Raw genomic sequence first — 11,317 nt, forward strand, 5'->3', positions numbered from 1 at the left:
TGGGTGCGCCGCGCGGACGGCGATACATCCCGACCGGGAAGGCGGGAAACCAGTCCGGGGAGGCGGCCAGCGGCACGCCCGACCCGGCGACGGGATGCGGGTGAAGCCAGTCCGGCGCAGGCGCGGCGCCGCCAGCAGCCCGGCGGTTCACGTCAGTCCATGCAAGGCACGCGCGGATGGGGAGCGCACGTGTATCGCGACCAGGCGACGCGTTCCGTCAGGCGGCCGGTGGAGGCACCGATGCCGCGCCAGGCAGGCTTCAGTCTGCCTGCTTGCGCAGGAAGGCCGGGATGTCGTACGTATCCACACCCTTTTCCTGCAGCGCCGCCACGTGGGCCGATGCCGACTCACGCGAGCTGCGCCACACCGCCGGCGTATCCAGGTTGCTGTAGTCCGGCGAGCTGTGCGTGGCCGCGGCGGCGCTCATGTTGGCCATCATCTGCACCGGCATGTTGTCGGTGCCGGTCTTGAGCAGCGTCATCGGCTGTTGCTTCTTGGCCGAGCGGCCCAGGCCGGTCGCGACCACGGTCACGCGCAGCGCATCGCTCATCGAGTCGTCGTACACCGTACCGAAGATCACGGTCGCATCTTCCGCGGCATAGCTGCGGATGGTGTTCATGACTTCCTTGGTTTCCGACAGCTTCAGCGAACGGCTGGCGGTGATGTTGACCAGCACGCCGCGCGCGCCGGACAGGTCAACGCCTTCCAGCAGCGGGCTGGCCACGGCCTGCTCGGCCGCCAGGCGGGCGCGGTCCACGCCCGACACGGTGGCCGTTCCCATCATGGCCTTGCCCTGCTCGCCCATCACCGTCTTCACGTCTTCGAAGTCGACGTTGACCAGGCCGTCAACGTTGATGATCTCGGCAATGCCGGCCACCGCGTTGTGCAGCACGTCGTCGGCGCACTGGAAGCACTTGTCCATCTCGGCGTCGTCGCCCATCACTTCGAACAGCTTTTCGTTGAGCACCACGATCAGCGAGTCGACGCTCGATTCCAGCTCGCTGGAACCGTGCTCGGCCACCTTGGCGCGGCGCGCGCCTTCGAAGTCGAACGGCTTGCTGACCACGCCCACGGTCAGGATGCCCATCTCCTTGGCCACCTGCGCGACGATCGGCGCGGCGCCCGTGCCGGTGCCGCCGCCCATGCCGGCAGTGATGAAGACCATGTGCGCGCCGCGCAGTGCGTCGGCAATCTGATCACGGGCCGATTCGGCGCAGTTGCGGCCGACTTCCGGCTTGGCGCCGGCGCCCAGGCCCGTATTGCCAAGTTGCAGCACGCGCGAAGCGCTCGAACGCTTGAGCGCCTGGGCGTCGGTGTTCATGCAGATGAATTCGACGCCTTGCACGCCGCGGCTGATCATGTGCTGCACGGCATTGCCGCCCGCGCCGCCCACGCCGACCACCTTGATGATGGTGCCGTCCTGCACTTCCGTTTCGATCATGTCAAAGTCCATCACTGCCTCCGAGAAAAATCAGTCCCCAGACGATGCGGCCTCCCCGCCGCAACCCCTGGTTTCTGAACAAGAAACCAAAAAAAGAAAACCTGAAAACCCTTACGTGGCACGCAAGCCTGTCCGGTAGACCGTCCTGCCTGCGCACCGTTGCAGCGCCAGCGCGTCAAATCCGCGCGCGGCTCAGAAATTGCCAACGAACCATTCCTTCATGCGGGTCCACACCTGCTTGACCGACCCGCTCTGCACCGCCACCTTGCGCCCGCGCATGCGTTGCACGCGGCCTTCCAGCAGCAGGCCCATCACCGTCGCGTAGCGCGGGCTCTTCACCACCTCGTGCAGGTTGCCGCGATACTCGGGCACGCCGACGCGCACGGGCTTGAGGAAGATGTCCTCGCCCAGCTCGACCATGCCCGGCATCATCGCGGTCCCACCGGTGATGACCACGCCCGACGACAACAGTTCTTCATATCCGGATTCGCGCACCACCTGGTGCACCAGCGAGTACAGCTCTTCGATGCGCGGCTCGATCACCGCGGCCAGCGCCTGGCGGCTGAGCGTGCGCGTGCCGCGGTCGCCCACGCCCGGCACCTCGATCATGTCGTCCGGGTCGGCAATCGCCTGCTTGGCGATGCCGTACTGGATCTTGATGTCCTCGGCGTCGGGCGTCGGCGTGCGCAGCGCCATCGCGATGTCGTTGGTGATCTGGTCGCCGGCGATGGGGATCACGGCCGTATGGCGGATCGCGCCTTCGCTGAAGATGGCGATGTCGGTGGTGCCGCCGCCGATGTCGACCAGCACCACGCCCAGTTCCTTCTCGTCCTCGGTCAGCACCGCCAGGCTGGAAGCCAGCGGCTGCAGGATCAGGTCGTGCACTTCCAGGCCGCAGCGGCGCACGCACTTGACGATGTTCTGCGCCGCGCTGACCGCGCCGGTGACGATATGCACCTTCACTTCCAGGCGGATGCCGCTCATGCCGATGGGCTCGCGCACGTCTTCCTGGCCGTCGATGATGAATTCCTGCGTCAGGATGTGCAGGATCTGCTGGTCGGTCGGGATATTGACCGCCTTGGCGGTCTCGATCACGCGCGCCACGTCGGTCTGCGTGACCTCCTTGTCCTTGATCGCCACCATGCCGCTGGAATTGAAGCTGCGGATGTGGCTGCCGGCAATGCCGGTGAAGACCTCCGAAATCTTGCAGTCGGCCATCAGCTCGGCCTCTTCCAGCGCCTTCTGGATCGACTGCACGGTGGCCTCGATATTGACCACGACCCCTTTCTTCAGACCCTTGGACTCGGACTGGCCCATCCCGATCACCTCGTAGCTGCCGTCGGGGCGCAGCTCCGCCACCACGGCCGCCACCTTAGAGGTGCCGATATCGAGACCGACCAACAGGTCCTTGTATTCCTTGCTCATCGGGTTTTCTCCGCGTTCTTGCTCTTCAGTCGCGTCGGATTGTTGTTGGAAGTACCTGAAACCGCTGCGGCCGCCCCTGGCCTGGCCGCATTCGCGGCCTTGGCCCTGGCCGCTCTTTCAGCCTTTTCGGCCCGCACTGCCGCCGCGATCTGCGCCTCGGTCAGGAAGCGCGCGTTGGCGGCGCGGATGGCAAAGCCGTTGGGATAGCGCAGGTCGGCATACTCGATCTGGCTGCCCCATTGCTGCGTGACCTGCGGCCAGGCCGCGACGAAGCGGCGCACGCGCTGGTCCATCGCGGTGCGGTCCTCGTCGTTCTGCTCGCGGCCCAGCTCGACCTCCATGCCGTTGGACAGGCGCGCGCGCCAGGCATAGCGCCCGGACAGCGCCACCGCCAGCGGCTCGGCCTTGAGCGGCTTGAACCACTGGCGCATGACCTCGAGCTTTTCGATCACGTCGCCTTCGCTGTCGGGCGGTCCGTCCAGCGCCAGCAGCTGCGCGTCTTCTTCCGCCTCGGCGGTGTTGGCGACAAAGATCTCGCCATAGGTATTGATCAGCCGCCCGCTGTCGGGCGCGCCCCAGGTGCCCAGCGCCTCGTGCTCCTCGACCTCGACCGCCAGCCCGTTGGGCCATTCGCGCCGCACGCTGGCGCGCCGCACCCACGGCACCGATTCGAAGGCCTGGCGCGCCGCGTTCAGGTCCAGCGTGAAGAAGTTGCCGGTCAGCTTGCCCAGCGCGCTGGCGCGCACGCTGGGCGCGTTCACGTGGCGCAGCGCGCCGCCGTCGATCGGCCCGATCTCCACGTGCGTGATGGCGAACACCGGCCGCTGCGCCAGCCACAGCAGGCCCGCCGCGAGCGCCATCAGCGCCACCACCGCATACAGCGTGGAGGCGATCAGGTTGAGCAGGCGTGCGTTATGCCACATGGTCCGGTGCGGTCCTGTCGGGTGGGGTTATTCGGGTTTCCAATGTTCGTTGGGATGCAGGTCCAGCGTGGCGGCGGCAACTACCTGCAGCACGAAGTCCTCGTAGCTGATGCCGACCGCGCGCGCCGCCATCGGCACCAGCGAATGGCCGGTCATGCCGGGCGAGGTATTCATCTCGAGCAGGAACGGGGTGCCGTCGGCGCGCAGCATCACGTCGGCGCGCGCCCAGCCGCGGCAGCCCAGCACGCGGTAGGCCTGCACCGCCAGCGCCTGGACTTCGCGTTCGACTTCGGCATCCAGGCCCGACGGGCACAAGTACTGGGTATCGTCAGTAAAGTACTTGTTTTGATAGTCGTAGTTGGCCTCGGGCGCGACGATGCGGATCACCGGCAGCGCTTCGGCGGTGTCGCCCTCGCCCACCACCGGGCAGGTCAGCTCGGCGCCGTCGATAAAGGTCTCGGCGATGACGTCGTTGTCCAGCGCCGCGGCCTTGTCGAAGGCGGCGCGCATCTGGTCGGCCGCGGTGACCTTGGTCAGGCCGATCGACGACCCCTCGCGCGCCGGCTTGACGATCAGCGGCAGGCCCAGGTCGGCCGCCACCGCGTCGAAGTCGGTCTCCGCATGCAGCATGGCGAAGCGCGGCGTGGCCAGGCCGTGCGTCATCCACAGGCGCTTGGTGGCCTGCTTGTCCATGGCCAGCGCCGACGCCAGCACGCCGCTGCCGGTGTACGGCACGCCGAGCTGCTCGAGCAGGCCCTGGATGGTGCCGTCCTCGCCGTAGCGGCCATGCAGCGCAATGAAGACGCGGTCGAAGCCGGCCGCGGCCAGCTCGGCCACGCCCTGCAGGCCCGGGTCGAAGCCGTGCGCGTCGACGCCGCGCGACTGCAGCGCGGCCAGCACGCCATTGCCGGACATCAGCGAGATCTCGCGCTCGGCCGAGCGCCCGCCCAGCAGCACGCCGACCTTGCCCAGCGATTTGGGATCGATATTGGGATGGGCGACGAAGCTCATTGCTGGCCTCCTGCTTGCTGGTGCGACACCAGTTGCCCCGGCACGCCGCCGATCGAGCCCGCGCCCATGGTCACGACCACATCGCCGGGCCGTACGGCATTCAGGATGGCCTGCGGCATCTCTTCCATCTGCTCCACGAAAACAGGTTCGACCTTGCCGGCCACGCGCAGCGCGCGGGTCAGCGCACGGCCGTCGGCGGCCACGATCGGGGCCTCGCCGGCGGCGTAGACCTCGGCCAGCAGCAGGGCATCGACCGTGCCCAGCACCTTGATGAAGTCTTCAAAGCAGTCCCGTGTGCGGGTGAAGCGGTGCGGCTGGAACGCCAGCACCAGGCGGCGGCCCGGGAACGCGCCGCGCGCGGCGGCCAGCGTCGCGGCCATTTCCACCGGGTGGTGGCCGTAGTCGTCGACCAGCGTGAAGGTGCCGGCGCCGTCGGGCGTGGCCACTTCGCCGTAGCGCTGGAAGCGGCGGCCGACGCCGTGGAATTCGCGCAGCGCCTTGACGATGGCGGCGTCGGGCACTTCCAGCTCGGTGGCGATGGCGATCGCCGCCAGCGCGTTCTGCACGTTGTGCAGGCCGGGCAGGTTCAGCACGATCTCCAGCGGCGGCTCGGCATGGCCGTTGAGCTGGCGCAGCACGGTGAAGTGCATCTGGCCGTCGACCGCGCGTGCATCGACGGCGCGGATCTGCGCGTCTTCGGCAAAGCCGTAGCGCACCACCGGCTTGGACACGAACGGCAGGATCTCGCGCACGTTGGGGTCGTCCACGCACAGCACCGCGATGCCGTAGAACGGCAGCCGCTGGGTGAATTCGATGAACGCCTGCTTGAGCCGGGCAAAGTCGTGCCCGTAGGTGTCCATGTGGTCGGCATCGATATTGGTGATGACCTCGATGACCGGGAACAGGTTCAGGAACGAGGCATCCGATTCGTCGGCCTCGGCCACGATGAAATCGCCGGTGCCCAGGCGCGCATTGGCGCCGGCCGAGTTGAGCCGGCCGCCGATGACGAAGGTCGGATCGAGCCCGCCTTCGGCCAGCACCGACGCCACCAGGCTGGTGGTGGTGGTCTTGCCGTGGGTGCCGGCAATGGCCACGCCCTGCTTCAGGCGCATCAGCTCGGCCAGCATCACCGCGCGCGGCACCACCGGGATGCGCTGGCTGCGCGCGGCCAGCACTTCGGGGTTGTCGCCGCTGACCGCGGTCGACACCACCACCGCGTTGGCGCCGCTCACGTTGGCGGCGTCATGGCCGTGCATGACGGTGGCGCCCAGCGAGGCCAGGCGCCGCGTCGCGGCATTGTTGCCCACGTCGGAGCCCGAGACCTTGTATCCCAGGTTCAGCAGGACCTCGGCGATGCCGCTCATGCCGGCGCCGCCGATGCCCACGAAGTGGATGTTCTTGACGATATGCTTCATTGGATTGCTGCTTCGCTCACTTCAGTCCCTGGCCAGCTGGCTGCATACCTCGGCGACGCGCCGGGTTGCCTCAGGCTTGGCCAGTCCGCGCGCCAGGCGCGCCATGTCTTTCAGCTGCGGCCGGGTCAGGCTGGCGATGGTCTGCGCCAGGCCTGCGGCCGTCAGGTCTTTTTGCTGCATCAGCAGGGCCGCGCCCTGCCTGGACAAGAATTCCGCGTTGGTGGTCTGGTGGTCGTCCACCGCATGCGGGAACGGCACGAACAGCGCCGCCACGCCCGCCGCCGCCACTTCCGACACCGTCATCGCGCCGGCGCGGCAGATCACCAGGTCCGCGTCGGCGTAAGCGCGCGCCATGTCGTCGATGAACGGCAGCGCCTGCGCGCTCACCTGCGCCGCGGCGTAATTGGCGCGCAGCGTGTCGATCTGCTTCGCGCCGGCCTGGTGCGTGACCACCGGGCGCTCGCCCTCGGGCAACTGCGCGATGGCCTTGGGCACTACCTCGTTCAGCGCCGCGGCGCCCAGGCTGCCGCCCACCACCAGGATGCGCAGCGGGCCGCTGCGCTGGTCGTAGCGCGCCTCGGGCGCGTCCAGCTGCGCCAGTTCCTCGCGCACCGGGTTGCCGGTCCATTCGCCGCCGGGCAGCGTGTCCGGGAACGCGCACAGCACGCGATCGGCCACCCTGGCCAGCACCTTGTTGGCCAGCCCGGCGATCGAGTTCTGCTCGTGCAGCACCAGCGGCCGCCCCAGCAGCGACGCCATCATCCCGGCCGGGAAGGTGATATAGCCGCCCATGCCCAGCACCACGCTCGGACGCACGCGGCGCAGCGCGGCCACGCTCTGCCAGAACGCGCGCAGCAGGTTCAGCGGCAGCAGGAACTTGGTCACCAGCCCCTTGCCGCGCAGCCCGCCGAACTGGATGAACTCCATCGGGATGTCGTGCTTCGGCACCAGCGTGGCTTCCATGCCGGTGCGGTTGCCCAGCCACACCACTTTCCAGCCTTGCTCGCGCAGCGCGTGCGCGACCGCCAGCCCCGGGAACACGTGTCCCCCGGTGCCGCCGGCCATCACGAGCAAGGTGCGTGGCTGCGTCATACTTTGCCTCCGCGCATCAACACCCGGTTCTCGTAATCAATACGCAACAGGATCGCCAGCGCCACGCAGTTCATCAAAATCCCCGACCCGCCATAGCTGACCAGCGGCAGCGTCAGCCCCTTGGTCGGCAGCAGGCCCAGGTTCACGCCCATATTGATAAAGGTCTGCCAGCCGATCCACACGCCGATGCCCTTGGCCACCAGCCCGGCAAAGGTGCGGTCCAGCTGCAGCGCGGTGCGGCCGATATTGAAGGCGCGCCGCACCAGCCAGTAGAACAGCACGATCACCACCAGCACGCCGATAAAGCCGAATTCCTCGCCGATCACGGCGAGGATGAAGTCGGTATGCGCTTCGGGCAGGTAGTGCAGCTTTTCGATGCTGCCTCCCAGCCCGACGCCGGTCCATTCGCCGCGGCCGAAGGCAATCAGCGAATGCGTCAGCTGGTAGGCCTTGCCCAGCGCATTGCTCTCTTCCCATGGGTTCAGGTACGCGAAGATCCGCTCGCGCCGCCAGGGCGACGCGGTGATCAGCAGCGCGAAGGCGCCGATCGCCACCCCGACCAGCCCGGCGAAGAGCTTGCCGTTGATGCCGCCCAGGAACAGGATGCCCATCGCCACCGCGGCGATCACCAGGAACGCGCCCATGTCGGGTTCGAGCAGCAGCAGCATGCCCACCACCACCACCGCCACGCCCATCGGCAGGAAGCCCTTGGACACGGTCTGCATCCACTCCTGCTTGCGCACGGTGTAGTTGGCGGCATACAGCACCACCGCCAGCTTCATCAGTTCGGACGGCTGGAAGTTCATCACGCCCAGCGGAATCCAGCGCCGCGCACCGTTGACGCCCTTGCCGACGAACGGCACCAGCACGATCACCAGCAGGATCAGCGCAAAGATAAAGAGCTTGGGCGCGTAGCGGTCCCATACCTTGACCGGCACCTGGAACGCGGCCAGCCCCACCGACAGCCCGATCCCCAGCGCGAACGCATGGCGCACCAGGAAGTGGCTTTCGCGGTAGTTGGCGTAACGGGGCGAATCCGGCAGCGCGATCGACGCCGAATAGACCATCACCAGGCCGAGCGCGAGCAGCACGATCGAGACCCACAGCATGGGCTGGTCGTACTCCATCATGCGCGAGCGGGTCGGCTTGACGCCCGACACCGCATCGCGCAAGCCACCCCAGGCATTGCCGATGGTGGCGCCGATAAATCCGCTGCGCTTGACCTGTGCGTCACTCATGGCAGGATCCCCCGGGACAGGGCCAGTTCTTCCACCGCGCCGCGGAACACCTCGGCGCGATGCACGTAGTTGCGGAACATGTCGAGGCTGGCGCACGCCGGCGACAGCAGCACCGCATCGCCGGCCTCGGCCAGCGCGGCGGCCTGCGTCACCGCGTCTTCCAGCGTGGCGGCGTCGACCAGGCTGGCGCCGCTGCCTTGCAGCGCATCGCGCAGCTCGGCCGCGGCGCGGCCGATCAGCACCACCGCGCGCGCGTACTGCGCCACCGGCGCGGCCAGCGGCGAGAAGTCCTGGCCCTTGCCTTCACCGCCGGCGATCAGCACCACGCGCTTGTCCAGGCCTGACAGTGCGGCCACGGTGGCGCCGACATTGGTGCCCTTGCTGTCGTCGAAATACTCGACGTCGTCGATGGTGGCGACCCACTCGACGCGGTGCGGCTCGCCGCGGTACTCGCGCAGGCCGTGCAGCAGCGCGTTCATCGGCAGGCCGATGGCGCGGCACAGCGCCAGCGCGGCCATCGCATTGGTGGCGTTGTGCATGCCGCGGATATGCAGCGCATCGGCCGGCATCAGGCGCTTGTGACGCACCGGCACGGCTTCGGCGGCCACCTCAGCGGCAACTCCGGCGGCCACTCCGGCGGCCTTGCGGCGGCGCGGCTTGCCCTCCCCTTCCGCATCGGGATCGGGTTCGGCCAGCACCAGCCAGGGCATGCCGCCCTCGCGCAGGATGCCGAAGCTGCCCGGCACCTCCGGCAGGTCGATGCCGAAGGTCACCGGCGTCGCGCCGGGGCGCGCCATGTCCAGCGTCAGGCGGTCGTTGCGGTTCAGCACCTGCACGCAGGCGTGGCCGGCCGGGCCGAAGATGCGCGCCTTGGACGCGGCATAGGCTTCCATCGAGCCGTGCCAGTCGAGGTGGTCCTGCGTCACGTTGAGCACCGTCGCCGCATGCGGCGCCAGCGTATGGGTGGTTTCGAGCTGGAAGCTCGACAGTTCCAGCACCCAGACCTCCGGCAGCGAAGCCGAGGCGATGCAGGCCGACAGCTTGTCCAGCGCCGACGGGCTGATATTGCCCGCCACCGCCACGCTCTTGCCGGCGCGCTCGACCAGGCGGCCGGTCAGCGCGGTGGTGGTGGTCTTGCCGTTGGTGCCGGTGATCGCCAGCAGTTTGGGGGCATAGCCGGACTCGGCTTCGAGGTGGCGCAGCGCGCGCACGAACAGCTCGATCTCGCCCCACACCGGTATGCCGCGCGCCTGCGCCGCGGCCAGCAGCGCGCCGGTGTCCGCATCAAGCGGAGACAGGCCGGGGCTGATCGCCACCAGGCCGATGCCGTCGAGCAGGCCCTCGGCGAACGCGCCGCCGACGAATTCGGCCGAGGTCAGTTCGGCCTGCAGGAAGGCAAGGTTGGCGGGCGCCTCGCGCGTGTCGGCCACGCGCACCGCGCAGCCGTTCAGGCCACACCAGCGCGCCATGGCCAGCCCCGACTCGCCGAGGCCCAGTACCAGCACATGAGGTTTTTGCAGCTCGCCAAACACTTCGATTTCCTGCCCTTGGTTTCCTGTATCGATCAAGCCGCGCCTGTTCAGCGCAGCGTCTTTCTTAACGCAGCTTCAGCGTCGACAACCCGATCAGCACCAGCAGCATGGTGATGATCCAGAAGCGCACCGTGACCTGGGTTTCCTTCCAGCCGCCCAGCTCGAAATGGTGATGCAGCGGCGCCATCCGGAACAGCCGCCGGCCTTCGCCATAGCGGCGCTTGGTGATCTTGAACCACGTGACCTGTGCCATCACCGACAGCGTTTCGACCACGAAGATGCCGCCCATCACGAACAGCACGATCTCCTGGCGCACGATCACCGCCACCGTGCCCAGCGCGCCGCCCAGCGCCAGCGCGCCCACGTCGCCCATGAACACCTGCGCCGGGTGCGCGTTGAACCAGAGGAAGGCCAGCCCCGCCCCGCCCAGCGCCGAGCAGAAGATCAGCAGCTCGCCCGCGCCCGGGATATGCGGGAACAGCAGGTACTTGCTGTAGACCGCGTTGCCCATCACGTAGGCAAACACGCCCAGGCCGCCGCCGACCAGCACCACCGGCATGATCACCAGCCCGTCCAGCCCGTCGGTCAGGTTGACGGCGTTGCTCGAGCCCACGATCACCAGGTAGGTCAGCACGATGAAGCCGGCCACGCCCAGCGGGTAGCTGATCTCCTTGAAGAAGGGCACGATCAGGTTGGACTTGTACGGCATGTCCAGCGACAGCCCGCCCTCGACCCAGTTCAGGAACAGCTCCCAGACCCGCACGTTGCTGCTCTCGGACACCGAGAACGCCAGGTAGACCGCGGCCACCAGGCCGATCAGCGTCTGCCAGAAAAATTTCTCGCGGCTCGACATGCCGCGCGGGTCGCGATACACCACCTTGCGGTAGTCGTCGACCCAGCCGATCGCGCCATAGCCGAACGTGACCAGCATCACCACCCAGATAAAGCGGTTGCCCCAGTCGCACCACAGCAGCGTCGACACCGCGATCGACACCAGCACCAGCACGCCGCCCATGGTCGGCGTGCCGGACTTGACCAGATGCGTCTGCGGGCCGATGGTGCGCACCGCCTGGCCGACCTTCAGCTCGGTCAGCTTGCGGATCACCCACGGCCCGAATGCCAGGCCGATCACCAGCGCGGTGAGGTTGGCCATCACCGCGCGGAAAGTCAGGTAGTTGACGACCCGGAGGAAGCTGTAGTCGTTTTGCAGCCACTGGGCCAGAGCCAATAACATCGTGTT

At 67.9% G+C, this 11,317-nt stretch carries 9 protein-coding genes; all 9 read right to left on the reverse strand.

What is annotated here, in order from left to right:
- Nucleotides 1-259: 259 nt before the first annotated feature.
- A complete protein-coding gene (gene ftsZ / locus CBM2594_RS14690; RefSeq protein WP_116357470.1) occupies nt 260-1,453 on the reverse strand; it encodes a cell division protein FtsZ in 1,194 nt (397 codons plus the stop codon).
- 180 nt (nt 1,454-1,633) lie between these two features.
- Nucleotides 1,634-2,866, reverse strand: a complete 1,233-nt coding sequence (ftsA, locus tag CBM2594_RS14695) for a cell division protein FtsA (RefSeq protein ID WP_010814765.1) — start codon at nt 2,864-2,866, stop codon at nt 1,634-1,636.
- Nucleotides 2,863-3,789 carry a cell division protein FtsQ/DivIB gene (locus CBM2594_RS14700; protein WP_116357471.1) on the reverse strand — a complete coding sequence of 309 codons (927 nt, stop codon included), beginning with the start codon at nt 3,787-3,789 and terminating at the stop codon, nt 2,863-2,865. Before CBM2594_RS14700 ends, ftsA begins: the two co-directional genes overlap by 4 nt.
- Nucleotides 3,790-3,816: 27 nt before the next feature.
- Nucleotides 3,817-4,800 carry a D-alanine--D-alanine ligase gene (locus tag CBM2594_RS14705; protein WP_116357472.1) on the reverse strand — a complete coding sequence of 328 codons (984 nt, stop codon included), beginning with the start codon at nt 4,798-4,800 and terminating at the stop codon, nt 3,817-3,819.
- On the reverse strand, nt 4,797-6,215 hold the full coding sequence (gene murC, locus CBM2594_RS14710; RefSeq protein ID WP_116357473.1) for a UDP-N-acetylmuramate--L-alanine ligase: 1,419 nt from the start codon (nt 6,213-6,215) through the stop codon (nt 4,797-4,799). Before murC ends, CBM2594_RS14705 begins: the two co-directional genes overlap by 4 nt.
- A 21-nt stretch (nt 6,216-6,236) precedes the next feature.
- Entirely contained in the window at nt 6,237-7,307 is a 1,071-nt protein-coding gene (gene murG, locus CBM2594_RS14715; RefSeq protein ID WP_116357474.1) for an undecaprenyldiphospho-muramoylpentapeptide beta-N-acetylglucosaminyltransferase, read from the reverse strand.
- Nucleotides 7,304-8,545, reverse strand: a complete 1,242-nt coding sequence (ftsW, locus tag CBM2594_RS14720) for a putative lipid II flippase FtsW (RefSeq protein ID WP_116357475.1) — start codon at nt 8,543-8,545, stop codon at nt 7,304-7,306. The genes murG and ftsW overlap by 4 nt, the downstream gene beginning before the upstream one ends.
- Nucleotides 8,542-10,077: a Mur ligase family protein gene (locus tag CBM2594_RS14725; RefSeq protein WP_116357476.1), complete on the reverse strand. Its 1,536-nt coding sequence runs from the start codon at nt 10,075-10,077 to the stop codon at nt 8,542-8,544. The genes ftsW and CBM2594_RS14725 overlap by 4 nt, the downstream gene beginning before the upstream one ends.
- Before the next feature lie 64 nt (nt 10,078-10,141).
- Nucleotides 10,142-11,311, reverse strand: coding sequence for a phospho-N-acetylmuramoyl-pentapeptide-transferase (mraY, locus tag CBM2594_RS14730; protein WP_092306204.1), 1,170 nt, complete (start codon nt 11,309-11,311; stop codon nt 10,142-10,144).
- Nucleotides 11,312-11,317 lie beyond the last annotated feature (6 nt).

The organism is Cupriavidus taiwanensis (assembly GCF_900249755.1).
Taxonomy (GTDB): Bacteria; Pseudomonadota; Gammaproteobacteria; order Burkholderiales; family Burkholderiaceae; genus Cupriavidus; species Cupriavidus taiwanensis_D.

Bases quoted from the DNA above. Each gene is read 5' to 3' on its own strand.
- ftsZ (WP_116357470.1), bottom strand. From the start codon at position 1,453: ATGGACTTTGACATGATCGAAACGGAAGTGCAGGACGGCACCATCATC.
- ftsA (WP_010814765.1), bottom strand. From the start codon at position 2,866: ATGAGCAAGGAATACAAGGACCTGTTGGTCGGTCTCGATATCGGCACC.
- CBM2594_RS14700 (WP_116357471.1), bottom strand. From the start codon at position 3,789: ATGTGGCATAACGCACGCCTGCTCAACCTGATCGCCTCCACGCTGTAT.
- CBM2594_RS14705 (WP_116357472.1), bottom strand. From the start codon at position 4,800: ATGAGCTTCGTCGCCCATCCCAATATCGATCCCAAATCGCTGGGCAAG.
- murC (WP_116357473.1), bottom strand. From the start codon at position 6,215: ATGAAGCATATCGTCAAGAACATCCACTTCGTGGGCATCGGCGGCGCC.
- murG (WP_116357474.1), bottom strand. From the start codon at position 7,307: ATGACGCAGCCACGCACCTTGCTCGTGATGGCCGGCGGCACCGGGGGA.
- ftsW (WP_116357475.1), bottom strand. From the start codon at position 8,545: ATGAGTGACGCACAGGTCAAGCGCAGCGGATTTATCGGCGCCACCATC.
- mraY (WP_092306204.1), bottom strand. From the start codon at position 11,311: ATGTTATTGGCTCTGGCCCAGTGGCTGCAAAACGACTACAGCTTCCTC.